Origin of the sequence: Paeniglutamicibacter antarcticus, from assembly GCF_039544305.1 — a bacterium.
Classification (GTDB): Bacteria; Actinomycetota; Actinomycetes; order Actinomycetales; family Micrococcaceae; genus Paeniglutamicibacter; species Paeniglutamicibacter antarcticus_C.
Genome location: NZ_BAABLK010000028.1, coordinates 75,753 through 99,873, shown reverse-complemented (window position 1 = coordinate 99,873; position 24,121 = coordinate 75,753). Strand labels below are relative to the sequence as shown.

22 protein-coding genes are annotated in these 24,121 nt (G+C 65.8%); 7 read left to right on the top strand and 15 right to left on the bottom strand.

Features of this window, described 5'->3' with window-relative positions:
* Positions 1-10 precede the first annotated feature (10 nt).
* A complete protein-coding gene (mtrA, locus tag ABEA12_RS09485; protein ID WP_210101210.1) occupies positions 11-688 on the bottom strand; it encodes an MtrAB system response regulator MtrA in 678 nt (225 codons plus the stop codon).
* Positions 689-915: 227 nt separating this feature from the next.
* On the opposite strand from mtrA, the gene ABEA12_RS09480 reads away from it, so the two are divergent.
* Positions 916-2,136, top strand: coding sequence for a proline-rich domain-containing protein (locus tag ABEA12_RS09480; RefSeq protein ID WP_210101211.1), 1,221 nt, complete (start codon positions 916-918; stop codon positions 2,134-2,136).
* Here ABEA12_RS09480 and ABEA12_RS09475 read toward each other — a convergent pair.
* From ABEA12_RS09475 to ABEA12_RS09450, 6 genes are all read right to left on the bottom strand, one after another.
* Positions 2,133-3,185 carry a uroporphyrinogen decarboxylase/cobalamine-independent methonine synthase family protein gene (locus ABEA12_RS09475; protein ID WP_210101212.1) on the bottom strand — a complete coding sequence of 351 codons (1,053 nt, stop codon included), beginning with the start codon at positions 3,183-3,185 and terminating at the stop codon, positions 2,133-2,135. The genes ABEA12_RS09480 and ABEA12_RS09475 overlap by 4 nt on opposite strands.
* Positions 3,186-3,578, bottom strand: coding sequence for a chorismate mutase (locus ABEA12_RS09470; protein ID WP_210101213.1), 393 nt, complete (start codon positions 3,576-3,578; stop codon positions 3,186-3,188).
* Positions 3,579-3,720: 142 nt separating this feature from the next.
* The gene (locus ABEA12_RS09465; protein ID WP_210101214.1) at positions 3,721-5,403 is read right to left on the bottom strand and encodes a dipeptide ABC transporter ATP-binding protein; all 1,683 of its coding nucleotides are present in this window, start codon (positions 5,401-5,403) and stop codon (positions 3,721-3,723) included.
* Positions 5,400-6,374 (bottom strand): ABC transporter permease, encoded by a 975-nt coding sequence (locus tag ABEA12_RS09460; protein WP_210101215.1) that lies wholly within the window; start codon positions 6,372-6,374, stop codon positions 5,400-5,402. The genes ABEA12_RS09465 and ABEA12_RS09460 overlap by 4 nt, the downstream gene beginning before the upstream one ends.
* Before the next feature lie 3 nt (positions 6,375-6,377).
* Entirely contained in the window at positions 6,378-7,472 is a 1,095-nt protein-coding gene (locus ABEA12_RS09455; RefSeq protein WP_345467831.1) for an ABC transporter permease, read from the bottom strand.
* A gap of 147 nt (positions 7,473-7,619) precedes the next feature.
* The gene (locus ABEA12_RS09450; RefSeq protein ID WP_210101216.1) at positions 7,620-9,257 is read right to left on the bottom strand and encodes an ABC transporter substrate-binding protein; all 1,638 of its coding nucleotides are present in this window, start codon (positions 9,255-9,257) and stop codon (positions 7,620-7,622) included.
* Positions 9,258-9,478: 221 nt separating this feature from the next.
* On the opposite strand from ABEA12_RS09450, the gene ABEA12_RS09445 reads away from it, so the two are divergent.
* Positions 9,479-9,844 carry a hypothetical protein gene (locus ABEA12_RS09445; protein WP_210101217.1) on the top strand — a complete coding sequence of 122 codons (366 nt, stop codon included), beginning with the start codon at positions 9,479-9,481 and terminating at the stop codon, positions 9,842-9,844.
* Positions 9,845-9,958: 114 nt separating this feature from the next.
* Here the strand turns inward: ABEA12_RS09445 and ABEA12_RS09440 are convergent, their stop codons facing one another.
* From ABEA12_RS09440 to ABEA12_RS09420, 5 genes are all read right to left on the bottom strand, one after another.
* Positions 9,959-11,581 carry an amidohydrolase gene (locus ABEA12_RS09440; RefSeq protein WP_210101218.1) on the bottom strand — a complete coding sequence of 541 codons (1,623 nt, stop codon included), beginning with the start codon at positions 11,579-11,581 and terminating at the stop codon, positions 9,959-9,961.
* Between the two features lie 161 nt (positions 11,582-11,742).
* Positions 11,743-13,065 (bottom strand): NAD(P)/FAD-dependent oxidoreductase, encoded by a 1,323-nt coding sequence (locus ABEA12_RS09435; protein WP_210102592.1) that lies wholly within the window; start codon positions 13,063-13,065, stop codon positions 11,743-11,745.
* A 564-nt stretch (positions 13,066-13,629) separates the two neighbouring features.
* On the bottom strand, positions 13,630-14,766 hold the full coding sequence (gene mnmA / locus ABEA12_RS09430; RefSeq protein ID WP_210101219.1) for a tRNA 2-thiouridine(34) synthase MnmA: 1,137 nt from the start codon (positions 14,764-14,766) through the stop codon (positions 13,630-13,632).
* Complete coding sequence (locus ABEA12_RS09425) at positions 14,763-15,998, bottom strand: cysteine desulfurase family protein (protein WP_345467817.1); 1,236 nt, start codon at positions 15,996-15,998, stop codon at positions 14,763-14,765. Before ABEA12_RS09425 ends, mnmA begins: the two co-directional genes overlap by 4 nt.
* Before the next feature lie 112 nt (positions 15,999-16,110).
* The gene (locus ABEA12_RS09420) at positions 16,111-17,022 is read right to left on the bottom strand and encodes a hypothetical protein (protein ID WP_210101220.1); all 912 of its coding nucleotides are present in this window, start codon (positions 17,020-17,022) and stop codon (positions 16,111-16,113) included.
* Between the two features lie 146 nt (positions 17,023-17,168).
* Here ABEA12_RS09420 and folP point away from each other — a divergent pair, with 146 nt between their 5' ends.
* From folP to ABEA12_RS09395, 5 genes are all read left to right on the top strand, one after another.
* On the top strand, positions 17,169-18,122 hold the full coding sequence (gene folP, locus ABEA12_RS09415) for a dihydropteroate synthase (RefSeq protein ID WP_210101221.1): 954 nt from the start codon (positions 17,169-17,171) through the stop codon (positions 18,120-18,122).
* On the top strand, positions 18,122-18,862 hold the full coding sequence (locus ABEA12_RS09410; RefSeq protein ID WP_210101222.1) for a dihydrofolate reductase family protein: 741 nt from the start codon (positions 18,122-18,124) through the stop codon (positions 18,860-18,862). Before folP ends, ABEA12_RS09410 begins: the two co-directional genes overlap by 1 nt.
* A 175-nt stretch (positions 18,863-19,037) precedes the next feature.
* The gene (locus ABEA12_RS09405) at positions 19,038-19,973 is read left to right on the top strand and encodes a J domain-containing protein (protein WP_210101223.1); all 936 of its coding nucleotides are present in this window, start codon (positions 19,038-19,040) and stop codon (positions 19,971-19,973) included.
* Positions 19,974-20,070: 97 nt separating this feature from the next.
* Positions 20,071-20,541, top strand: a complete 471-nt coding sequence (locus ABEA12_RS09400) for a tRNA (cytidine(34)-2'-O)-methyltransferase (RefSeq protein ID WP_210102594.1) — start codon at positions 20,071-20,073, stop codon at positions 20,539-20,541.
* A 121-nt stretch (positions 20,542-20,662) separates the two neighbouring features.
* Positions 20,663-21,211 carry an anti-sigma factor gene (locus ABEA12_RS09395; protein WP_210101224.1) on the top strand — a complete coding sequence of 183 codons (549 nt, stop codon included), beginning with the start codon at positions 20,663-20,665 and terminating at the stop codon, positions 21,209-21,211.
* A gap of 76 nt (positions 21,212-21,287) precedes the next feature.
* Here ABEA12_RS09395 and ABEA12_RS09390 read toward each other — a convergent pair whose 3' ends face one another.
* From ABEA12_RS09390 to ABEA12_RS09380, 3 genes are read right to left on the bottom strand one after another with little or no spacing between them, the layout of a single operon-like run.
* Positions 21,288-22,067 carry a PIG-L deacetylase family protein gene (locus ABEA12_RS09390; RefSeq protein WP_210101225.1) on the bottom strand — a complete coding sequence of 260 codons (780 nt, stop codon included), beginning with the start codon at positions 22,065-22,067 and terminating at the stop codon, positions 21,288-21,290.
* 5 nt (positions 22,068-22,072) lie between these two features.
* A complete protein-coding gene (locus ABEA12_RS09385) occupies positions 22,073-23,026 on the bottom strand; it encodes an electron transfer flavoprotein subunit alpha/FixB family protein (RefSeq protein WP_210101226.1) in 954 nt (317 codons plus the stop codon).
* A gap of 20 nt (positions 23,027-23,046) precedes the next feature.
* Complete coding sequence (locus ABEA12_RS09380) at positions 23,047-23,865, bottom strand: electron transfer flavoprotein subunit beta/FixA family protein (RefSeq protein ID WP_210101227.1); 819 nt, start codon at positions 23,863-23,865, stop codon at positions 23,047-23,049.
* Positions 23,866-24,121: the final 256 nt, after the last annotated feature.

The window sequence follows — 24,121 nt, the reverse complement described above, 5'->3', positions numbered from 1 at the left end:
TTCTCCAGGCTCAGGCCTGGCCCGCCTTGTAGCCGACGCCACGCACGGTGAGCACGACCTCGGGGTTTTCCGGATCCTTCTCGACCTTCGAACGCAGGCGCTGGACGTGAACGTTGACCAAGCGGGTGTCCGCCGCATGGCGGTAGCCCCACACCTGTTCAAGCAGTTGCTCACGGGTGAAGACCTGCCATGGTTTGCGGGCCAGGGCCACCAGCAAATCGAACTCCAACGGGGTCAGTCCTATGGCTTCGGCCTCGCGGGTCACCCGGTGGCCGGCGACGTCGATGCTCAGGTCCCCGATCTTCAGGGTCTCGGGGGCATGGAGTTCACCGGGGCGCAGGCGGGCACGCACGCGTGCAACGAGCTCCGCGGGCTTGAACGGCTTGGGGACATAATCGTCGGCACCGGATTCCAGACCGCGAACCACGTCGGCGGTGTCCGCCTTGGCGGTCAGCATGACGATCGGGACATCGTCCTCGGCGCGGATGAGTTTGCAGACCTCGATCCCGTCGAGACCCGGAAGCATCAGGTCAAGAAGCACAAGATCGGGCTTGACCTCACGGAAAACACCCAAGGCACTGGCACCGTCGTAGCAGAAGACCGCTTCGAAGCCGTCGTTCTGCAACACGATGCCGATCATTTCGGCCAGCGCCTCGTCGTCGTCGACAACCAGGATGCGTGCCTTCATAATCTGCCCTTCCGTAGCCTGACGCTGGGCTCAGCAATAAGCAGACACCCGGATACCTCAAGGATACATGAGCGAACCGGCGAAATTGCCGCGGAAACGGCAATCCACCTCACTGATTAGCCGTTTGCGCACCGGGGATAAACTGGGGCAAACCCGTGGACAGGCTGCTTCGTACTCCATACTGCTGCCCCCGCCGAGTCCGCGCCCATGAGAGGTAACACCCCGCCATGTCGCCGCAGCCCGACCCACCACCAAACCCACCCACGGATCCCGCCCGGGATCCGGGTGCTTCCCCTCACGGTGTCCCGGAGGCCGATCCCGGAGCGGCCAGCAGTGGCTGGGGTCCTCCCCCTCCGGGATGGGACCAGAGGCCGCCACCCTCCGGAGGCTCTGCCCATGCCGGGGCACCTTCCCGGACAGGTTCGCAGCCAGGTGCGCCCTTCGCCCCGGCGGCCAAGCCCGGGGTGCTGGAACTCAGGCCGCTGGGCTTCGCGGATTTGTTGGATGCGACATTTGCCGTGGTGCGCCGCGCCCCGTTGCCAACCGTTGCAAATGCGATTCTGATCCAGCTGGTTCCGGCGCTGCTCTGCCTGTTCCTGGTCCAACGACTTGATGGTTCGGTGCTAGGCATCGAACGCCTGCTGGGCGATGCCGCGGCGATTCCAAGCTCCGCGGCTTGGGAACCGGGCACGTGGGCCGGGATCTTCGAGGAGTCCTGGCAGTTCTACGCCGGTGCCGGCGCCGTGTTGCTGGCGGTGCAGCTGCTGGCCAACGTACTGGTCGTGGGTCCCACGACGGTGGCTGGAATGCGCGCGGTGCTCGGGCTGGGCACCGGCTGGGGCCAGGGCCTTGCCCTCTGCGGTGCCGCGATGCTCCGCATTGCCGGCTGGAACCTGTTGCTCGGCTTGGGCGCGGTGTTGCTCCTTGGGCTGCTGGGCGCCGGCGCGTTCCTGCTGGCCGGAGCCGTGGGGTTCCCCGCAGCAATCCTTGCATTGCTTGCCGTGGTCCTGGTGCTGATGGTTGGGGGACTGTGGATCGGGATCAGGCTCTCGCTGGTCCCCACGTTGCTGGTCGCACGGGGAACGGGAACCCTGCGCGCCATCAAGTCCTCATGGTCCTTGGCCCGTGGCTCCTGGTGGCGCATCCTGGGGATCCTGCTGGTGGTTGTGGTGGTGCTGGGGATCCTGGAGGGGTTGCTCTCGCAGCTGGTCTCGGCGGTCGGCGCTGAGTTGGTCGGGGCCAACGGGACCTTGGCCACCTGGATCACCCTAGGCGTGGTGGCCAATGCCCTGGTGGGCGCGCTTGGCCTGGTGTTGGGCCAGTTGATGCTGGTGATGCTGCAGGTGGACCTGCGTATCCGCAACGAACGCCTGGACCTGGCGCTGGGCGCCGAAGCATTGGACCCGGCATCCCATCCGATACCGGGCCGCTTCGCCCCGATGCGCTAGGCGTCCACGCGGACCTGGTTCAGCGCCTCGGCGTAGCCGGCAAGGCGCCCCAGCACGGTGGTGGCCATCGACGGGGAGACCATGGCCAGTCCGCCGGCCGGAGTCAGCACTAGTGCCCCGAGGCCTGCATCGCCGAGGCCAAGTTGGCGCCATGGCCGCCGGATGGCGGCAACGCCGTCAACGATCCCGGGCATTGTGCCCACCGGGTCGAGGCATCCGAGCCACAGCCTCTTCCCCGACTCCACGGCGGAGGCCACAAGCTCCCATCCGGGGACACCCAAGGAGGAGGCAGCAGCGCCGACGCCGTCTGCTCCGGCTTCCAGTGCGGTTGAAGCCAGTTTCGTCCAACTTCCGGGGTCACAGTCCGCACCGATGACGACCTCGGCGGCGCCTGCGCCATGAAGCGCCTCGATGAGCACGCTCCACCAGCCTCGGAGCTCGGCGGCCGGTACCGAGCGCAGCGTGCGGTAGCCGCTGGCGGTGGGCAGGGAACCGGCCAATACCGCTGCGGCGTCGGGCTCCTCGATATACACGGTGATCTTTTGGCCCCCGGTTGCCCGGTTGAGGGTTTCCAGGTGCCGCACGGCGCCCAGCGCCAGTGATTGGGCTAGGTCGCGGCGCGCCCCATGGTCCCCGACCGCGCGCTCACCGTGGTGCAGGTACAGGTTGGCGGCCAGCGTTGCGGGGCCGGGGAACTGGATCTTCAGCTCCGTACCGCCGGATTCCTCCGCGCCAAGGGCGTCGCTGAGCACATTCATATCTGTGCGCAGGGCCGATGCCGCGCGCTTGGCGTCGATGCCGGGGGCAGCGGACAGTCTCCAGCCGTGCGGTTGCAGGTCAACGGGAAGTGCCTCGAGCAGCTGGGCCCCGCGGCCAATGGGACCGGAGCCGATCCCCCGCTCCGGAAGCTGGTGCAGGTGCGGCAGGTTCGGTGCCCCCAGCTCGCCACGGATCACCAGCACTGATTCCATTGGATCGGTGCCCGGCATCGATCCCAGGGCGCTGGCTCGTACCCGGTGCTCGGTTGCTGCCTCTTTTCGGGGCTCCATCTAGTTTCCCGTTTCCGCGTGCGTCGCCGAGATCGTCTGGTGGTGCCGGATGACCTCGGAAATGATGAAGTTCATGAACTTCTCAGCGAATTCCGGGTCGAGGTGCGCCTCGTGGGCCAACCGGCGCAGGCGTTCGATCTGCGCTTTTTCCCGTCCCGGGTCACTCGGCGGCAAAGAATGGACCGCCTTGAGGTGCCCCACCCGCTGGGTGGCCTTGAAACGTTCGGCCAACAGGTAGACAAGCGTCGCGTCAAAGTTGTCGATGCTGCTGCGGATGGCCAGCAGCTCGTCCATGACGGAATCCTCAACGGAGCCGGACATGGAGCTGGCGGTGGGGTCGTAGTCGCCACTCTCAGCGTTGTCGGTTCCCGGCGCGTTTCTCTGTTGGCTCATGTCTCCAAGTCTAGGGTTGCGCGCTTGTTTGCGCCCAACCATGACACGCAACCCAAGCCGTCCGGCACGGGGCCGCAGGTGCCAAACGCCGGTGGGGCGCCCCACCGGCGTTTGCGGGTGACCGGGTTCCGGTTCCCCGGGCTTAGAGCGCCTTGAGGAATGCCTCCCGGCGAACAGCCTGTTCCACAGGGTCGGGCACCGGAAGCGAGGCGATGAGCCGCTTGGTGTACGGGTGCGCCGGGCTGCCCATGATCTGGTTGCCGATGCCTTCCTCGACAAGTTTGCCGCGGTAGAGCACACCCACCCAGGTCGAGAGCATGTCCACTACTGCCAGGTCGTGGGAGATGAACAGCGTGGCGAAGCCCAACTCGGTCTGCAGTTCCTTAAACAGCTCGAGCACCTTGGCCTGCACCGAGACATCCAGCGCACTGGTGGGCTCGTCGGCGACGAGCAGCTTCGGGTCAAGGGCCAGCGCCCGCGCCAGCGAGGCCCGCTGTCGCTGCCCGCCGGAGAGCTCGTGCGGGAAACGCTGGGCAAAGGCCTTGGGCAGCTGCACCGCCTCGAGCAGCTCGTCGACCCTGATGCGCGCGGCGCGGGCATCGAGTGCCTTGTGCACCAGCAGCGGCTCGGCAACGCACTCCGCGATGCTCAACTGCGGGTTGAAGCTTGCCGCCGGGTCCTGGAAGACGAACCCGATGTCCTTGCGCACCTTCTTGAAGCTGCGCTCCTTGAACCCGAGCATCTCGTGGCCCAGGACCTTCAGCGATCCGGAACTGATCCGGTTCAGCCCGGCGATGGCCCGGCCGATGGTGGTCTTGCCGGAACCGGATTCACCCACCAGCCCATATACCTCGCCGGCGCAGATCTGCAGGGATACCCCGTCCACCGCGGTGAACGATGGTGCGCCCATGCGCCCGGGATAGGTGATGTTCAGGTCGGTGGCTTCGACCAGCACCTCCTTGTCCTGGCCGGAGCGAACACCCATACCCTCCGAGGCCGAGTTGCGGCCCAGGTGTGGCACCGCTGCCAGCAGCGCCTTGGTGTATTCCTCGCGCGGGTTGGTGAACAGCACGTTGCTCGGCGCGGTTTCCACCACTTCGCCCTGGTACATCACCACTACCCGGTCCGCGAGGTCCGCCACCACACCCATGTTGTGGGTGATCAGTACGATCCCGGTGTTGAAGTCGTTGCGCACCTCGCGCAGCAGCTCCAGGATCTCGGCTTGCACCGTGACATCCAGTGCCGTGGTGGGCTCGTCGGCGACGATCAACGACGGGTTCAGCGCCAGCGCCGCGGCAATGATGACGCGTTGTTTTTGCCCGCCGGAGAATTGGTGCGGGTAGTAGTTGACCCGCTTTTCCGGTTCGGGGATGCCGACCTTGGCCAGGACCTCGATGGCCTTGGCCTTGGCTTCCTTCTTGGAGACCTTGCCGTGGGCACGGATGCCCTCGGCGATCTGCCAGCCCACCGTGTAGACGGGGTTCAGCGCGGTGGAAGGTTCCTGGAAGACCATCGAGACGTCTTCGCCGCGTACCGCACGCAGCTCGCGCGGGCTCAGCGTGAGCATGTTGTTGCCCTTGAGCACCACGGCCCCGCGGGCCGTTGCCGTCTCGGCCAGCAGCCCCAGGATGGTGCGGGCCGTTACGGACTTGCCCGAGCCGGACTCCCCAACGACGGCCACGACCTCCCCGGCCGCGACCTCGAAGCTGACCCCACGCACCGCGGGGATCTCCCCGGCATCGGTGGTGAAGGTTACTTCGAGGTCCTTGATGTCCAAAACGGTGGCGCCGGCGGCGCCGATTTCCTTGGTTCCTTGGTGGCTCATGCTGTGGCCTTTCCGCTGCGGCGCTTTGCTTTTCGGCGCAACCGCAACCGCGGATCTGCCAGGTCGTTCATGGATTCGCCCACCAGGGTCAGGCCCAGGACGGTGAGCACGATGGCAGCGCCCGGGAAGACACCGGTCCACCAGATGCCGCTGGTCGCATCGCTGAGGGCACGGTTGAGGTCAAAGCCCCACTCGGCGGCGGCCGTCGGCTCGATGCCGAAGCCAAGGAAGCCCAACCCGGCAAGGGTCAGCAGCGCCTCGGAGGCGTTGAGCGTGAAGATCAACGGCAAGGTGCGCGTCGCGTTGCGAAAGACGTGCTTGTACATGATGCGCGGGCTCGAGGCTCCGACGACCTTGGCCGACTCGACGAAGGGTTCGGCCTTCAGGCGCACCGTTTCGGCGCGGATGACGCGGAAGTACTGCGGGATGAAGACCACGGTGATGGAGATCGCCGCGGCCATCACCCCTCCCCAGAGACTTGATTGGCCGTGGGAAATCACGATGGACATCACGATGGCCAGCAGCAGCGAGGGGAAGGCGTAGATGGCATCGGCCAGTACCACCAGCACCCTGTCGAGCCAACCACCGATGTATCCGGAGACCAGGCCCAGGATGACACCGAGGAAGATGGAGAAGACAACGGCGACCACGATCACTGCGAACGCGGTCTGCGCGCCCCACAGGGTACGGGACAAGACATCGAATCCACCCACGGTGGTGCCCCAGAGGAACTTGCCCCCGGGCGCCGCCTGGGTGGGGAAGTTGCCATCGGCATCGGAGATCTGCGAGAACCCAAAAGGTGCAAGGAGCGGGGCCAGTGCGGCAGCGAGCACGAAGATGGCGCTCAGGACCAGTCCGGCGACCAGCATCCCGCGTTGCAGCCCGGCACTCATCCGGTAGTGGCGGATGATCGGAAGCCTCGTCCACAATGCGCCTTTGGCGTCCTTGGCGGGTTTCAGTGTTGTAGCCATGGTCTAGAACCTCACTCGGGGGTCGATGAGTGCGGCAACGATATCCACAAGGAAGTTGGTCAGTGCGACGATGACGGCCAGCAGCACCACGATGCCCTGCACGGCCACGAAGTCGCGTGCGGTGAGGTACTGGGCGAGCTGGAAACCCAGGCCCTTCCATTCGAAGGTGGTCTCGGTGAGCACCGCACCGCCGAGCAACAGCGCGATCTGAAGGCCCATCACCGTGATGATGGGGATCAGCGCCGGCCGGTAGGCGTGCTTGGTGAGCAGGCGGTACTCGGAGACCCCGCGCGAGCGGCCTGCCTCCACGTATTCGCGGCCAAGGGTGCCGATGACGTTGGTGCGCACCAAGCGCATGAACACCCCGGCGGTGAGCAGGCCCAGGGCGACGGCGGGCAGGATCGCATGTTGGATGACATCGCCGGCCGCGGAGAGGTTCCCCGAACGCAGGGCGTCGAGCAAGTAGATCCCGCTGGGGTTTTCCAGGCGCGTCAGTGCCAGCTCGGTCTTGATGTTGGCGCGCCCGGCAATGGGCAGCCAGTCGAGCCAGACCCCGAAGATGAGCTTGAGCAGCAGTCCGGCGAAAAACACCGGGGTGGCGTAGGCCAGGATCGCGAAGACGCGCAGGATCGCGTCGGGCCAGCGGTCGCGCAGCTTGGCCGAAATCAGTCCGAAGGGGATGCCGATGACCAACGCGATGAGCAGGGAGTTGAAGGCCAGTTCCGCGGTGGCGGCGCCGTAGGTCAGCAGGACCTCGGTGACAGCGCGGTTATCGGAAAGGGTTCGCCCGAAGTCACCGGTGAAGATCTGCCCGAGGTACTCGAAGTACTGGACCATCACCGGACGGTCGTATCCGGCTTCGGCGATGCGCTCGGCCAGCTGGCCTGGTGTCAGGCGGCCGCCGAGGGCGGCGGTGATCGGGTCGCCGGTGACGCGCATCAAGAAGAAGACGAGCGTGACCAGGATGAAGATGGTGGGGAAAATCAGCAGGAAACGCGTGACGAGGTAGCGTGCAAAACTGCCTCCTGCCTTGCCCGGCGCTGCTTTCGGCGCCGTGGGTGCCGGTGGGTCACCGGCGATTTCGGTAGTGATTGCCATGGGGTGGTGGAGTCCTAGCTCAAGAGTTTAATGGGTGCGTGCCCAACGGGCAGCGCCGCGGCCGTGCCCACCGTCCCTGTTGGCGGTGGACACGGCCGCGGCGGCCCAAGCGGGCAGATGCAGCGCAGGTTGCCCGGTAAGGGGAACCTACTTGGCCAAGACGCCCAAGCGGAACTTGAACGAGGCGTCAAGGGTCTTCTCGACCCCGGTCACGTCGGCTCCGGCCACGGCGACCTGTGCACCCTGCAGGATCGGCAGGGTCGAAAGATCCCCGGCGACCTTGGTCTGGATGTCCTCGATCATTGTCGTGCGCTTGTCACGGTCGGTTTCCACGCGCTGCTCATTGATCATCTTGTCGACGTCGGCGTTGTTGTATCCGTTGCCCAGGAAGTTGTCCTTGGCAAAGAACGGCGTGAGGAAGTTATCGGCATCGGAGTAGTCCGGGAACCAGCCGAGCTGGTACGCAGGATAGTCGGTGACGCGCGACTTCTGGTAGGTGACCCACTCGGTGGACTGCAGGTCGACCTTGAACAGTCCGCCCTTCTCCAGCTGGTTCTTCACCATGGCGTACTCGTCACCCGAGCTCGGGCCGTAGTGGTCCGGGTTGTACTGCAGCTTCAGGTCCACGGGGGTCTTGACCCCTGCATCCGCGAGCGCCTTCTTGGCCTTGTCCGCCGACGGTCCGCCGTTCTCGCCGTACATTTCCTTCAGCGGCTCGATGGCGCCGGTGAATCCCTGAGGAACGTAGGAGTACGCCGGGATGTAGGTGTCCTTGTAGACCTGCTTGGCGATGGCTTCGCGGTCAAGGAGGTTGGCGGCAGCCTGGCGCACGGCCAACGACTTGGCATCGTCCGCGTCCTTGGTCTTGGCACCGTAAGGCATGATGTCGAAGTTGAACACGATGTAGCGCAGCTCGCCGCCGGCACCCTTGTGCACCTTCACCTTGGAGTCCTTGGAGAGGTCCTCGACATCCGTGGGCGAGAGCGAGCGCCAGGCGACATCGATGTTGCCCTGCTGCACGTCAAGCTTGAGGTTGTTGGCGTCCGCGTAGTACTTGATGTTGGCATCGGTGTTCGCGGGCTTGCCAAGGAGTCCCTGGTAGCCGTCGAAGGCCTTGAAGGAGATCAGCGAGTTCTTGGCGTAGGACTCAATGGTGTACTGGCCGGCGAATGCCTTGCCGGAGATGATTTCCTCATCATCGAGGACCTTGTCCGCAGGGAAGACCTCGTCATCGATGATCGGACCGACGGGGCTGGTGAGCACCTGCGGGAAGGTCTGGTCGTTGCCGCTCTTGAGCTTGAAGACCACGGTGGTGGCATCCGGGGCTTCGACGGAGGCGAGGTTGCCCAACAGGGAAGCCGGACCGTTCGGGTCGTTGATCTTCACCTGGCGGTCGAAGGAGTGCTTGACGTCCTTGGAATCAAGGTCATTGCCGTTGGCCCACTTCAGTCCGGCCTTCAGCTTCACCGTGTAGTCGGTGGGAGTGGTGAACTCGGCGGATTCGGCGATGTCATTCTTCGGCTCCGCTCCTCCGGGCTCGGAGTTCAGCAGGAACGGGTAGATCTGGTTCATGACCATGAACGAGCCATTGTCATAGGAGCCGGCGGGGTCAAGGGAGGTGACCTTGTCCGTGGTTCCCAGGGTGATCGGGGCGCTTGTGGCGCCGCCGTCTCCCCCATCGCTGCCATCGGTGTTCGAGGCCGGGCCTGTGCAACCGGTCAGGGTTAGGGCGGAAATGCCAATAACGGCTGCGGCTAGGCGCATCCCGTTCTTCTTGCGGGCCATGAGCAATCCTTTTCTGTCTGCGAGCAGGTGCGTTGCGAGTAAACGCACGTGCCATCCACCCTAGGTGATTACCGTCACTAAAGGCCACTACCGGCGGTCGTGCACGGCCAATGAAATCGAAACGTGATCTTTGCACGGGCCGGCACCCTTCCGGCAGCAGCAAGGGGCCGGCGCCACGGCGGGTCCACGGGCGCGGCCGATGTGGCCTAGGGTTAAGCACGATGATGACACGTAGAGACGCAGCGATTGCGTTGGATATCCCCACGGAAATGGCCAAGCGCCACGGCATTCCGCCGCGCCTGAGCGAAGCGGCGTTTGCCGAGTTGAACTCCAATCCCCCGGCCTGGCTCATCCAGTCGCGCGCCAACCGGACCTCCAAGCGCCCCGTGTGGGTCCAGCTGACGTGTGCCGTGTGCGGCTTGGCGGATGCCGAGCGGCCCAAGAAGTGGTGGCCGGAATTCGACTTCGTCCACTGCTCCGAGCATGGCCCCGCCCAGCTGCCACGCCTCGAAGAGGGCAAGGCACGGCTGGAATACCCTGATATCTCCACCCGCATGTACGGCATCGTGGACGAAGACAAGGCCTAGCCACACCCCTGTGCCAGGCAAGGATCCCGCCCCTTCCGCTTTTCGCGGTTGGCAGGCGGGATCTTTGCGTTTGCGGTGCCCCCGCAAGGCCACCCTTGGGCAACCGGCCGCTTCTCAGTGACCCGAAGCACCCTGGTAAACGAGGGAACCACGCTTGTAGGTACGCACGATGCCGATGTCCTTGATCGCGTCGGTGGATACCTGAAGCGGGTTGGCATCAAGGACAGCAAGGTCGGCGAGCTTTCCGACCTCGATCGAGCCGCGGTCCCCGGCGCACCGGTGCTCGTGTGCAGCGTTGATCGTCAAGGCCCGCAGGCCCTCCAGCGGGCTCACGCGCTCGTGCTCCCCCATGACCACTCCGCCGATCGAGGTACGCGAGACCGATGACCACAGCAGCAGCAGCGGGTTGATCGGTGTGATCGGATAGTCCGAGTGGTTCGAGGGACGCAAGCCCCGGTCCAGCGCCGATCGCATGGGCGAGATCCCGAAGGCTCGCTCCTGGCCGAAGTTCTTCAGGTGCGTATCCCCGAACAGGTAGGTGTGCACGGTGAACATCGATGGCTCCATCCCCGCGGCAACATAGTCATCGAGTTGCTCCAGTCGCATCACCTGGGAATGTATCGGAACCGTCGGGGCCGTCGGGGACGCTCCGGCGCCGAGTGCCGCCCGGTGCGAGGCAACCAGCCGGTCGATCGCAGCATCCCCGTTGACGTGTGCGAAAACCTGGAATCCGTGCCGGTACGCCTTTTCAACGACTTCATCGGTGAGTTCCTGGTCCATGTTGGCTAGGCCGTGCCAGTGCTCCTGCTCCCCCGGGCCGCCTTGGCGGTACTCGGTTGTCATGAACGCGGTACGTCCCTGCGGGGAGCCGTCCACAATGAGCTTGACACCTTGCAGCGTGTGCCCGCCCACCGTGCTGTCCACCATCCCGGAGTCGATGGCCGGATCCAGGTCCGTGTAGGTGACCAAGGACCGCACATCGATGGGCAACGTGGCTTCCTGTGCGAATCCGCGGATCTTGCCGATTTGCTCCATGGAGGCGGCCCCGTCCTGGACGGTTGTCATCCCCCACGAGGCATAGGTCGCCAACATCGCCTCGAATTCGGCCCGCCCGTAGTCCGGAAGGTTGGCCAGCAGCGGCATCCACGCCTGTTCCCACAACACGCCGTTTGGCTTCCCGGTTCCCGGGTACCTGCCGATGCTCCCGCCCTCGGGGTCCGCGACGCCGTCCGCGTACCCGGCGTCGTTGAGTACCATGGAGTTCACGATGCCGCCGTGGCCCGATACATTCACGATCATGACCCGGTGCTCGGGAAACTCCTCGTCCAGCATCCCGGCGGTGATGGAGCCGCCGTCACTCATCGATTCGGGATAGTACCCCCAGGCGAAAACGTAGTCTCCGGGGGCGGTGCCGTTGGCTTGCACCACATCGTGCAGCTTCGCCATGACGTCCTTCACGGTCAGCGTGTTTCCAACCGGCGGGGTCTGCAGATCCGCCTTGCCGATGTAGGAGGCCCCGATGGAGATGTGGCTATGCGCATCGATGAAGCCGGGCACCACCGTCCGGCCTCCGAGATCCACCACCTCGGTTCCCGGCCCGGCCAGCGCCTCGATCTCGCTGGCGTTGCCGACGGCGCTGATTAGTCCGGCAGTGACCGCCACTGCCTGCACGATCGTGTCCGAATCATCGACGGTGATGAAGTTTGCATTGCTCAGGATGAGGTCCGGGGTTTCCACAAAACGCCTTTCGTCAGTTGGGTGGTACCCTTCCTTGCCTGGTCGCTCGCGGGCTTGCGGGGCGGTTTTCAGCGTCCGCGCCGCGGTTCTTCACGCGATGGCCGGCATGGCACCGAACTCAGGGAAACAGGGTTCCCAGTGGTGGGCCCTGCCTTACAGCTTCAGTCCCCGGTGGGTCCACCGGGTTCCGTGGTGGGGCCGTGGCGCCTGGTCTGCTCATAGACCTCCGGCTGGTGGACCACGACCTGCGGCCGGCTTCTGCTGAGGTAGTCGCGGAACCAAGAGACGACGGCACCGATTTTCTGCTGCCAGCCAGAGAGCAGCATGACGTGGACGCCAAGCCATGCCAGGAACGCCAGCGGTCCTTGGAGCTGGTACCGGCGGGGAGTCAGCTCGGCCACGGATTTTCCGCGGCCGATCATGGCCATGTATCCCATGTCCAGGAACTCAAAGTCGCTGCGCGGCTTTCCGCAAAGTTCGGCCTGGATGTTCTTCGCCGCCCAGTTCCCTGATTGCTTGGCCACCGATCCCAGTTGGGGCAGGCCGCGTCCCTTGGCGTCCGTGATGTTGGCGGTGTCCCCCAGGACATATACCCCGGGAAAGCCCTGCACCGTCAAATCCGGATTCACGTCGACCCGCCCGCCACGACCGGTGGTGAACCCGGCGGGCCCCAGCAGGTGCGAGGCCTTTAGCCCGCCGGCCCAAATGACGATACCGGCCGTGATGGTGGTTCCGTCGGCGAGCGTTATCTCCGTTGCGGAAACCGAGGACACTGCGCTTCCCAGGTGCAGATGCACACCAAGGTTCTCCAGCTGTGTGCGGGTATATTTCTGCGACGCCTTGGAAAACGGTGGCAGCACGGTGTCCACCATGTCCACCAGATGCACTTCGCAGGACTCGGCGGCGAACCGCTCAGAGTGGTATTTGGCGACCACGTACCTGATGTTCTCCGCGATGGCCCCGGCGGTCTCGACGCCATTGGGACCGGCACCAACCACGGCAACGGCCAACTTGGCTTGTTCGTTTGACGCATCGCGTGTGGCCGAAGCCCGCTCCAATGCTCCGAGCAGTGCGGAGGACAGCCTGGTTGCATCATCAATCGAATACAACGGGTAGGCGTGTTCCTCGGCACCGGGAGTGTTGAAGAAGTTGGGTTCGGCCCCTGAAGCGACCACCAGGAACCGGCCCCGGTAGGTGAGCCCGTCAACGGTCGTGACGGTCTTGTTGGCCGCGTCGATGGCATCGACGCGCGCCGCCCTGATGCTCACGTGTTCCCGCTCGCGGCGGAGGATCGATCGCAAGGGACGGGCCACGGTGGAGACGGCGATCTGGGATGTGGCCACCTGATACAAGAGCGGCTGGAACTGGTGGTAACTGTTCTGGTCGAGCAGGAGCACATCCACGCCTGCCCGTCCGAGGCGCTTGGCTACTGCCACGCCGGCAAACCCGCCCCCGACTATCACCACCGCATGGTCCTTGGTCACGTGCAAATCGCTTGTTTCCTTTTCGACATCAGGGATTTTTCCCATGGGTCTCGTCCTTCTTCACTGGCAAGTCCGTGCCCAAGCGGGCCACGGGCTCCATCCTAGGTGTGTAGTTTGCGAGAGCATAGGGGGCTGGCACCAAGGCCAGGTAGGTGGTCTTACCCGTGCCCGTCCTGGCCACCGGGCCCATGAAGCCGGAGGGGTTGATTGGTCAACGCCGTCATGGCGATGCCGTGCCCGGGGCTTGGGGGAACTGTTTTCAGCACCAACCCATGGCCCGGTTCCGGGTCATCGACGCTCCTGCGCCAGGGGAGTCTCCTGGTGACGGGCTGGCCGTTGGAGCGCCGCTCCACGCTCGACGCGTCGGCACGATTGTGCGCCAGCACCCCCGTCGGGGAACCGGCCAGGCAGCTAATCGAGGTCGAGAAAACCAACCAACCACCTCGGAGAACCAGCCCTTGCTGCCAGGGCCACTGGTCACTGAATCAACTGGTCGCATGTTCCACTCTTGAGACACCGGAATTTCGCGGGCGCCGGAACAACAAACCGACCCGGCAACCCAGTTCAGGACACCAGGCTCGGATCCCAGGCGGTGGAACGGGCTGAGTCGATGGTGGCTTGGCCCAGCACGCGGGTGCCCTGGTAGATGACCATGGTCTGGCCCGGTGCCACGCCGCGCATCGGCTCGATGAGGGTGGCCACCAAGACGTTGCTGCCGTCCACCTGCGCCTCGACACGGGCCCTGGCATCGACCGGGTCCCCATGGGCGCGGACCTGGGCCATGCAATCGAACTCGGTGCCGGCTTCTGCCTCGGCAATCGGCAGTCCGGCCCAGGAGATCCTGATGCCGCGCAGCTCATCGACCGCGAGCAGTGCCTCGGGACCGACGATCACCTTGTTTTCCTTCGGACGGATTTCCAGCACGAAGCGCGGCTTGCCGTCCGAAGCTGGGGTGCCGAGCTTCAGACCCTTGCGCTGGCCGACGGTGAAGGCGTGGGCGCCCTCGTGCTTGCCCAGCGATTTGCCCTCGGCGTCAACGATTTCCCCGGGGGTCATGTCGATGCGCTCGGCCAGCCAGCCACGGGTGTCCCCGTCGGGGATGAAACAGATGTCGTGGCTGTCAGGCTTCTTGGCCACCGAGAGCCCGCGGGCTTCGGCCTCGGCCCTGACCTCGGCCTTTGAGGGGGTGTCGGCCAGCGGGAAGATGCAGTGTTCAAGCTGCTGGTGGGTCAGCACGCCCAGCACGTAGGACTGGTCCTTGGCCCAGTCCGCGGCGCGGTGCAGCTCGGGGTTGCCGGCTTCATCGCGGATGACCTTGGCATAGTGCCCGGTGCATACCGCGTCGAAGCCCAGGGCGATGGCCTTTTCCAGCAGTGCGGCGAACTTGATGCGTTCGTTGCAGCGCATACAGGGGTTGGGGGTGCGTCCGGCCTCGTATTCGGCGATGAAGTCATCGACGACATCTTCCTTGAAGCGTTCGGAGAAGTCCCAGACATAGTAGGGGATGCCGAGCTTGTCACACGCGCGCCAGGCGTCGTTGGAGTCCTCGACGGTGCAGCAGCCCCTCGAGCCGGTGCGCAGGGTGCCGGGCATCCTCGAAAGCGCCAGGTGCACGCCCACGACGTCGTGCCCGGCATCAACCGCGCGTGCCGCTGCCACCGCGGAGTCCACTCCGCCGCTCATCGCTGCCAAAACCTTCATCGTGTAAACCCTGTTCCTGCTGTTTGGATGCTGCTGATGTCGCCGGCCATGCCGGCCTTTCTGGCCCGTTGGTATGCCTCGGGCAGTGCCGCCACGAGTTTCTCGACGTCGGCGGTACTGGATGTGTGCCCCAGGGTGAATCGCTGGGCTCCCCGGGCCGTTTGTTCGTCGCGGCCCATGGCCAACAATACGTGGGAAGGGCGCGGGACCCCAGCGGTGCAGGCCGACCCTGTGGAGGAATGCACCCCGAGCATGTCCAGCACGAAGAGCAGCGAATCGCCCTCGCAGCCGGGGAAGGTGAAGTGTGCGTTTCCCGGCAGCCTGGTGCCGATGTGATTCGGGTCGGCGGTGCCGTTGGACACCGCCTCGGGAACCTGGGCGCGGACCCCGGCGATAAGCGCATCGCGCAGGGTGGCCAGGCGTTCGTTCTTGAGGGCGAGGTCCTTGACCGCTTCCTCCGCCGCTGCGGCAAAACCGGCGGCCGCTGCCGCGTTCAGCGTTCCGGAGCGCAGGGCACGTTCATGTCCGCCTCCGTGCTGCACCGGGGTGAGCACCACGTCGCGGCGCACCAGCAGTGCTCCGATGCCCACCGGGCCTCCGACCTTGTGTCCCGAGATGGCCATGGTGGCCAGTCCGGACTCGGCGAAGGATAACGGGAGCGCGGTGAAGGCCTGGACGGCGTCGGCGTGTACGGGGATGCCGCGGGCATCGGCGAGCGCCACCACCTCGGCGACCGGTTGGACGCTGCCGACCTCGTTGTTAGCCCACATGGCGGTGATGAGCGCGATTGATTCCGGGTCACGGGCGATTTCGGTTGCCAGCACCTGAAGATCGATGACCCCGTCGGTGTCCACCGGAAGCCAAGTGATGCGTGCGCCTTCATGTGTTTCAAGCCATTCGGCGGTGTCGAGCACCGCATGGTGTTCGATGACCGGAACCAGGATGCGGGTTCGGCGGGGATCTGCGGCGTTGCGGTTCCAGTACAGGCCCTTGAGTGCGAGATTGTCCGATTCGGTGCCGCCGGAGGTGAAGATGACTTCCGAGGCGTGCGCCCCTGCCGCTGCGGCGATGCGCTCACGGGATTCTTCCATGACCCGGTGGGCGCGGCGGCCTGCCCCGTGCAGCGACGAGGGATTGCCGGTCTGCGCCAGCTCATGGGTCATTGCGGCCAGGGCAGCGCCGGACATGGGTGTCGTGGCTGCGTGGTCTAGGTAAACGGGGCTGAAGGACACCGAACAATTCTAGCCGTTGTGCGGGTTTTCGGGGCAGAGTGATTCCTCACAACCTTCTTGGCACCGCTACGGCCACCGCACGCATCCCGTTCACCGGTGGGAGAAACGAGCACTAGTTTCCATCCCCGGCGAAGTACTCCCCCGCCAGCTCCTCCGGGTCGAAGGGCACGGTGTCGGCCTCGGGCAGCTCGTTGCGGGTGTCCCCGGCGGCATCGAGCCGGGAATCCGCGGTGACCTCGTAGGCTTCCAGCCCCGTGCAGCCCAGCAGCGCATCGATAAGGCCGCGGCTTCCGCCAACGATCGTGGAGTCCTCATAGAGCTCCGTGCTCATCAGCCAGCTGCGGTCCTTAGGCCAGGCCATGTTGGGCGCCTGGCGCTGCTCGCCCAGTGAGGTTCGTGCCCACAGCGGGCTCGCGAGGTCCCCTCCGTCCCCGCAAAAGAGGTAGAAGGAACGGTATCCCGAGTCCAGCTGCAGCATCGGCCCGTTGCGCACTTCATCGCAGAACGCGGGATCCTTGGCCTTGCCGGCCAGCTCGATGGCACGCCGGGAGTTCTCATCGGAGCCCAGCGAGGGATCATCGGCGATCACCACCTCGACCTGGTCCCCGCCGTGGATGAAGGCCAGCCCGTTCCACAGCGCCAGGTAGATCTCATCGGGCGTTGCCGTATGTGCGGCCAGCAGCGGTGCCAGGGCCACAAGCTCGCTGCCACCGAGCCCGTCCCGTCCCGGGGCGTCGCCCTCCCATGAGTCCTCGGCCAGCGGCACCCCGTCCTCGCCGATGCCCGAGAGCGGCGCGAATTGCGCCAGCGCGTGCATGACGGTTCCGCGCCGTGCCGCGATCCGTGACCAGGGCACCGATTGCCCGTTGGGGCCCATCGCCGGATGGAAGATCCTCGCGTAGGCGTCGTAGCCACGCGGCACCTGTCCGGCCACCAGGTTTGCGGTGTCGGAATCGGTCCCCTGGGCCTGGAGTTCCTGCACAATCCATGCCCCGGCCTCCGGGGCCGTGAAGTTCAAAGTCATTCATTCAGGGTATCGGCCCGCGGGCGCCGGCGCCCACCCGATCCCCCGGCTCCGCTTCCGCGGGGAAGACCCGGAAGGCGTCGGGACCACCCCGGAGCTTCTAAAACTGGTAAGAATGATCTAACAGATCTTCGCTAGGAGGGTCCATGAGCATGTTTCTCCCCGCCCTCCGTCAACCGGTGCATCGCTTTGCGCACCAGAGCATCGATTTCAGTACCCGCGTCGCGTTGATGGCCATCATCAACCGCACTCCGGACAGTTTTTACGACGGCGGTGCCACCTTTTCGCTCTCCTCCGCTGTTGCCTCCGCCCTTGATGCGGTGGAATCCGGCGCCGACTGGGTCGATGTCGGCGGCGTCCCCTTTTCCCCGGGGCCGGCTCTGTCCTGGCAGGAGGAAGCACAGCGGATTGTTCCGGTTATCGAGGCGGTGCGCGCCAACTCCAATGCGATCATCTCCGCGGACACCTTCCGTCCCCAGGTGGCCGCCGCCGCCATCGCCGCCGGCGCCGATGTCATCAACGACACCACCGGGCTCAGCGACCCGGAGCTCGGGTCCGTGGTGGCCGAAGCAGGCACGCATTTGGTGATCACCCATTCGCTGGCCTCCCCGAGGACCAGCTATCCCCGCCCGCAATACACCGACGTCGTTGCCGAGGTCACCGAGTACCTGCGCGGGAAGGTCGAGTTCGCCAAGTCGCTGGGGATCGCCGATGACAAGCTCATCGTGGACCCGGGCCATGACCTGAACAAGAACACCCGCCACACCTTGGCACTCACCGCCGGGTTCGGCGCCATAGCCGCCCTGGGCTATCCCAGCCTCGCGGCGGTGTCCAACAAGGACTTCATCGGCGAGACCCTGGGACTGCCCAAGGCGGGGCGCACCGCCGGCTCCATGGCGGCGGCGGCCATGTGCATCATGAACGGCGCCAGGATCATCCGCATGCACAACATCCCCGAATCCGTTTCCACCATCAGGATGCTGGAGGCCGCCCAGGGATGGCGGGAACCGACCTACCTGTTGCACAACATGGGCGATGCCAACGCCCCCGCACAACCCGAACCCTTCAAGGCCCGGCCATCGGCCTGGGAGCACGCCTGATGCGCCGCCTGGTCCCGGGCCCCTGCCAGGACATCGACGACGCGGGCCTGCTTGAGGCATACGCCCCCAGGAGGACCGGAGCCTTCGTCCGCTTCAACTTCGTGAGCTCGATCGACGGGGCTGCCACCGTGGGAGGGCTCTCCGGCGCCCTGGGCACCGCAGCAGACAAGCGCCTGTTCATGCTCTTGCGCCGCCAGGCTGATGTTATCCTCGTCGGTGCCGGGACGGTGCGGGCCGAAGGCTACGAGGGCGAACTGCTCGACGAGGCCTCGCGCGCCTGGCGCTTGGAGCGCGGGATGCCCGAACGCCCGGTGTTGGCCGTGGTATCCGGACGGCTGAACCTTCAGGCGGACAGCGAGCTGTTCGTTCAAAGCCACGACCGGATCCTGCTGCTGGCCTCCGGGTCTGCCTCTCCTTCGAGGATCGCGGAACTGGGCGCCGTTGCCGATGTCATCGCGGCACCGGATCCGGGACCCGGGATCGACCCGCACTGGATCATCGACACGCTGGGCGCCCGCGGCCTGGCCATGGTGCATTCCGAGGGCGGGCCCACGCTTTTCGGCGACTTCGCCCATGCCGATGCCGTGGACAGCTTGTGCGTGACCTTTTCACCGATCCTGGTCGGCGGGGATTCCCCGCGGATCGCCCATGGCCGCCACGGCGCCGAACAGCACGCGATGGCACTGCGGGTGCTGATCGAAGAGGACGGCGCCCTACTGGCTGAATACCGCAGGCCCTAGGAACCGGTGGCGCCCGGTCCCCCGGGGGGCACGGGGGCACAGCGATTTTTCCGCTCAGCGAACCCGCATCCCGAACCGGTAGGATCGCTAGAGTGACATGGGGGCATCGAGCGTTGAACTCCCTGCGGTTCGCCCCGGCGCCCTGCCCCAGAATCCCTAACCGAAAGGCGGCCACGTGGCCCAGCGGCAAACCCACTATGATCTCCTAGGCATCGGCCCCACGGCGACCGCCACGGAAATCAAGTCCGCCTACCGCAAGGCCGCCCGCCTCACTCACCCCGACCACGGCGGAAGCGCCGAGGACTTCGCCGAAGTCACCCTGGCCTACGAAACGCTCATCGATGCGGATTCGCGCGCCCGCTACGACCGCAGCTACGGCACCGAATCCAGCTACCTGCGCGGCAAGGCCCCGGCCGGTGCGGGACACGGATCCAACCCGGCACCCGCAGCAGGGGACTCCGTGCGCTTTGGCACCAACGGTTCCAGGCCCACGACCTCCGACGCAACCATCTACCTGCCCGGTCTCGACGAGCCCGGCGCCATCGACCGGGCCACATCCGTCAGCCAGGTCCACGGCGCCCCGCGCAAGCGCGGCATCTTCGGAGCCCAGGCCCGCCTGGCGCGGGAGAACCGTACCGTCCAGCTGATCTCGCGCCAGCTGCTGCCCTTACTGCCCGCGGCCAGGCTGATCAACGGCCTCCATGCACCTGGTGGCGGTTACATCGACCACGCCCTGCTCGGAGGCTACCGGCTGGCGCTGGTGCACTCGATGATGCTGCCCAAGGGCGTCTACCGCTGGGACGGGACATCGCTGCTGCGCGACGGCAAGCACATCGACCCGCCGAAGATCGCCCCCCTGGTCCACGACATGCAGGCGCTCTTCCCCGAAATGAACGTAACAGGGTGGACGGTCATCCTCTCTCCCGACGGAAACCTGCACGAGCCTGTCATCGACTACGCACGTGGCGGGGAACCCGGGCCCATGAACGCGGTCAACGTGGTCAACGCCGTGAAGCTGGTGCGGGAGATGAAGATGTTCCTGGGCACCGGCCCCGCCCCACATGTGGTGGATCGCACCATCCTGGGCCGGCTGCTCGGCGGAATGCACTGATCCCCCGGCCTCGGCGCACGCCGGGCGGCCCCGTTGGCCGCGCCGCGGGCAGCCCTGCTGCAAGCCCGGGACCCGCTGGAGCGTAAACTTGTCTTCCGTGTTCCGAATCCTTTTTTACACCCCCGAAATTCCCGGCAATACCGGCAACGCCATCCGCCTTGCCGCGGTGACCGGCTCCGAGCTGCACCTCGTCGAGCCCTTGGGCTTCGACTTCGAGGACTCAAAGCTGCGTCGTGCTGGCCTTGACTACCACGATCTGGCGGTGGTTACCGTGCACAAGGACATCGAAGCGGCGTGGGCGGCACTGGCCCCGGCCCGCGTCTTCGCCTTCACCTCCGAGGGCGAAACGCGGTACACCGACATCGCCTACGAACCCGGCGATGTCCTGCTCTTCGGCCCGGAGTCCGTTGGGTTGCCCGCCGGGCTCAAGACCGATGCGCACGTCACCGCCACCGTGCGGCTGCCGATGCTCGAGGCCCGCCGCTCGCTGAACCTGGCAAACTCTGCCTCCATCGCCGTCTACGAGGCGTGGCGTCAACACTCCTTCGCCAACGCCCCCTCCACCTAGGAACCGCCGCGCGCGCAAGAGTGGAACCCGCGGCGTCACACACCAAACACCTAGCCTTTTGGCCTAGGCTTACACGTGGCTTTCACCGGCCACCGAGACTCTTTGAAAAGGATGGCAACTGATGAGCGGCACCGATCCAGCACACCGCGGCGACGAGAACGAGGACGATCTCGGCATGGATCTTGTCGACCAGGTCTCCTTCGACTCCGAGCGCCCTGCGCGGCGCCCGATAAAGAAGTGGATGTTCGTGGTGGCGGGCCTTGCAGTGGTCCTCATCGGCTTGGTCGCCGCGCTGGTTACCATGATTCCGTCCAACGACGTCGCCAAGGTCGAGCGTGCCTCCGACCAGGTCGTCGCCCAGGGCGAGATGGAAGGCGGCGGACATGCGGTGCTGACCACCTCGGCCAGGGCCGATGCGGGGATGATCGAGCTGACCGACTTGCCGGCCCTTGACTCTGCGGAGAACTACTCGGTGTGGCTCATCGAGGATTCCACCGATCGCTCCACCTTCCTGGCAGGGGCAACCCCCAACGGCAAGCCGGTCAAGGAGGGGTTCAACGGCATCGAGAAGCTTGGCTCGGTCATGGTTTCCATCGAACCTTCCGATGGAAGCAGCACCGCCCCGAGCACCGAGCCGCTCATCGTGCTGGACCTGCCCGCAGATAAATAATCCTGAGCCACGCATGGCACGACCGTGGGCCGCCCCCTTTTTTCGAAAAGCGGTGCGGCCCACGGTTTTTTGTTGCCTAGAACCCGGCGATGGTGTCCTGTGCGTTGACGGCCACCACATGGAACGCCTCGGCCAGCGCTCCGTCCCCGAATCCGGCGATGGCACCCTGCTCCTGGCATTGGCGGCGCACGAAGGCCTCCATGGCCGGCACGTCGGGATGCTGGCTCAGGTGCTGGCGCAGCGCGGCGAGCTTATCCCCGAAGACCGAGGTGATGTCCACTCGGTGGTTCTCGCGCGCAGCGGGCGCACCGTAGAGCCACAGCCAGGGCAGCTTGTACGCCTCAAGCCCGGCCTCGGCGAGCTCCGGGTAGGAAAACGGGTTCTCCACCGCCGGATAGATCGCGCGGGTGACCGCTTCCCCGCAGGCCATGTGGTCTGGGTGCGAGCGCTGGATGCGCTCCCAGTTCCGTTCCGGGTGCATCGCCAGCACCACGTCGGGGCGCATGGCGCGGATCAGCGCAACCACCTGCTTCATCACCTTGTGGTTGGCCTCAAGGAACCCGTCGGACTCGCCCATGAAGTGCACGGTCCCAACGCCGACCAGGGCCGCTGCGGCACGTTGCTCGGCGTGCCTGGTGGTGATGATTTCCGCCTCCGTACGCGCATCGAACCCCCCGGCGTCCCCGTCGGTCATGATGCAGTACTCGACCTGCACACCGGCTGCGGTCCATGCCGCCACGGTGCCCGAGGCCCCGAAGTCCAGGTCGTCGGGGTGCGCACCGAAGCACAGCACCCGCTTGACCCGCGCAAGTTCCGGGCTGAAGGCGGGGCGTTGTCCCGCCGGTTGATGGCTCATGCCCACTAGCCCTTTCGCCGGCGGATCTCGGCGGCTGCCTGGGGCAGCACGGTGGCCAGGTCCCCGATGATCCCCAGGTCGGCGATCTCGAACACCGGCGCGTCCGGGTCCTTGTTGATGGCCACGATGCACTTGGCGCCCTGCATGCCGGCCTTCTGCTGGATCGCCCCGGAGATCCCCGCGGAAATGTAGAGCTGCGGCGAGATCGTCACCCCGGTTTGCCCGACCTGGGCCGAATGCTCAATCCATCCGGCATCGGTGGCTACCCGTGAGGCGCCGACCGCGGCACCCAGCGCGTCGGCCAGATCCTCCACGGGGGCGAAATTCCCCTCGACGCCACGTCCTCCGGCGACAACGAACCGCGCCCCGGAAAGCTCCGGACGCCCGGTTGCGGTACGTGGTGCGGTGGAGGTGATGCGCGCGGCCGGGGCGGTTGCCTCGATCGACAACTCGTGCAGCGATGCGGCAGCCCTGGCCCCGGCGTCGGTCTCGGGCGCCTCGATGCTGTTGGGCTTGAGCGTGATGAACACCGGTCCCCGGGTTCCCTGGGCCTTCACTGTGTGACTGCCTGCCAGCACCGGCTTGGTGACCGTGAGATCCGTGTCGACGTCGATGGCGTCGGTAATGACCGCTGCGTCAAGGCGTACGGCGGTGCGGGCGGCGATCTCGCGGCCCTCGATGCCGTTGGGCAGCAGCACCGCGTCTGCTTCGAAGTCGCGCACCGCCGCCTCCAGCAACGAGACGGCCGGGGTGAGCAGCAACGATGCGTCGATTCCGCCGGCCGCTACGTAGAATCCCGTGGAACCCGCGGCGCTCAGCGAAGCCAGTGCGGCCTCATCCGCCTCGGCGCCCAGCACCGCACGTGTCTCGCCGAGGCTTCCGGCCAGTGCGAGCAGCTCGCGCTGGCCCTTGGTCGGGGTGCCTGCGGGGGCGTGGATGTATACCAATATCTTCAACATGTCTATCCCCTTGGGTTGTGCTAGATCAGCTTGGCGTCGGCGAGGAAGTCAGCCAGCGCGATGCCGCCCAGGCCGTTGTCGGTGATGACTTCCCCTGCGGTGCGCGCCGGGCGCTCTGGGGATGCGAGCACCCGGGTCGCGGACCCTGCGGCGCCCACCTGCGATTCGGCCAGGCCCAGCTGGTGAAGGGTGAGGGTGGTGATCTTCTTCTTTTTCGCGCCGAGGATCCCGCGGAAGTTCGGGTAACGCGGCTCGTTGGCCTGGTCGGTGACCGCGATCAGCACCGGAAGCGCGGCTTCGAGGCAATGTGTGCCCTCTTCATCCTCGCGCACCGCGGTGACGGTGCGCGAGTCCGCTGCGAGTTCGACCCTGGAGAGGTTGGACAGCTGGGCAATGCCGAGGCGCTCGGCCAGCTGTGCGGGGACCAATGAGGTCTCCGCGTCGGTAGAGGCCATGCCGGTGACAACAATGTCGAAGTCCAGCGTCTTGATGGCGGTGGCCAGCACCAGCGAGGTTGCCCCGGCGTCGGATCCGGCCAGCACAGGGTCGCAGATGTGCACACCGGAGGTGGCACCCATCTGCAGTGATTTCTTCACCGCGTTGGCCGCGGCCTCCGGACCCATCGTCAGCGCGGTGACGGTGTTCCCGGCTTTTTCCCCGCCCCGGGACTCCGAGAGCGCCAAGGCCGCCTCGATGGCGTACTCGTCGAGCTCCGAGAGGACCGAGTCGGCACGGTCAAGCCGGTGCTCCGGGCCTGCAAGGCGCCGCTCGAACTGGACATCCGGCACGTGTTTAACCAACACAAGGATGTTCAAGGGGGTGCCGTTGTTCTGGCTCATTGCTGCCTTTCTGAAAAGCTGGACAGATCTGCTCAGTGAAACCGCTGCCGTTGCGCGCCCACGGCCGCAAGGCGGCATGGGGGGAACCAGCATCTCTTGTGCCATTCATGTTATCCGGCGGGGCACGTCGCGGTCGCATCGGCACCGGCACTTTTCACCAGCGGCTGACCCGGCGCCTCCGTCGCTCAGACACCAACGCGCCTTGGCTGCGGGGCCGCACATGCAGGTGGGCCCGAAGGAGTGTTCTTCCTTCGGG

Bases quoted from the DNA above. Each gene is read 5' to 3' on its own strand.
- ABEA12_RS09460 (WP_210101215.1), bottom strand. From the start codon at position 6,374: ATGGCTACAACACTGAAACCCGCCAAGGACGCCAAAGGCGCATTGTGG.
- ABEA12_RS09480 (WP_210101211.1), top strand. From the start codon at position 916: ATGTCGCCGCAGCCCGACCCACCACCAAACCCACCCACGGATCCCGCC.
- ABEA12_RS09445 (WP_210101217.1), top strand. From the start codon at position 9,479: ATGATGACACGTAGAGACGCAGCGATTGCGTTGGATATCCCCACGGAA.
- ABEA12_RS09450 (WP_210101216.1), bottom strand. From the start codon at position 9,257: ATGGCCCGCAAGAAGAACGGGATGCGCCTAGCCGCAGCCGTTATTGGC.
- ABEA12_RS09470 (WP_210101213.1), bottom strand. From the start codon at position 3,578: ATGAGCCAACAGAGAAACGCGCCGGGAACCGACAACGCTGAGAGTGGC.
- ABEA12_RS09475 (WP_210101212.1), bottom strand. From the start codon at position 3,185: ATGGAGCCCCGAAAAGAGGCAGCAACCGAGCACCGGGTACGAGCCAGC.
- ABEA12_RS09385 (WP_210101226.1), bottom strand. From the start codon at position 23,026: ATGTTGAAGATATTGGTATACATCCACGCCCCCGCAGGCACCCCGACC.
- ABEA12_RS09395 (WP_210101224.1), top strand. From the start codon at position 20,663: ATGAGCGGCACCGATCCAGCACACCGCGGCGACGAGAACGAGGACGAT.
- ABEA12_RS09455 (WP_345467831.1), bottom strand. From the start codon at position 7,472: ATGGCAATCACTACCGAAATCGCCGGTGACCCACCGGCACCCACGGCG.
- ABEA12_RS09390 (WP_210101225.1), bottom strand. From the start codon at position 22,067: ATGAGCCATCAACCGGCGGGACAACGCCCCGCCTTCAGCCCGGAACTT.
- mnmA (WP_210101219.1), bottom strand. From the start codon at position 14,766: ATGAAGGTTTTGGCAGCGATGAGCGGCGGAGTGGACTCCGCGGTGGCA.
- ABEA12_RS09465 (WP_210101214.1), bottom strand. From the start codon at position 5,403: ATGAGCCACCAAGGAACCAAGGAAATCGGCGCCGCCGGCGCCACCGTT.
- ABEA12_RS09380 (WP_210101227.1), bottom strand. From the start codon at position 23,865: ATGAGCCAGAACAACGGCACCCCCTTGAACATCCTTGTGTTGGTTAAA.
- ABEA12_RS09420 (WP_210101220.1), bottom strand. From the start codon at position 17,022: ATGACTTTGAACTTCACGGCCCCGGAGGCCGGGGCATGGATTGTGCAG.
- ABEA12_RS09410 (WP_210101222.1), top strand. From the start codon at position 18,122: ATGCGCCGCCTGGTCCCGGGCCCCTGCCAGGACATCGACGACGCGGGC.
- folP (WP_210101221.1), top strand. From the start codon at position 17,169: ATGAGCATGTTTCTCCCCGCCCTCCGTCAACCGGTGCATCGCTTTGCG.
- mtrA (WP_210101210.1), bottom strand. From the start codon at position 688: ATGAAGGCACGCATCCTGGTTGTCGACGACGACGAGGCGCTGGCCGAA.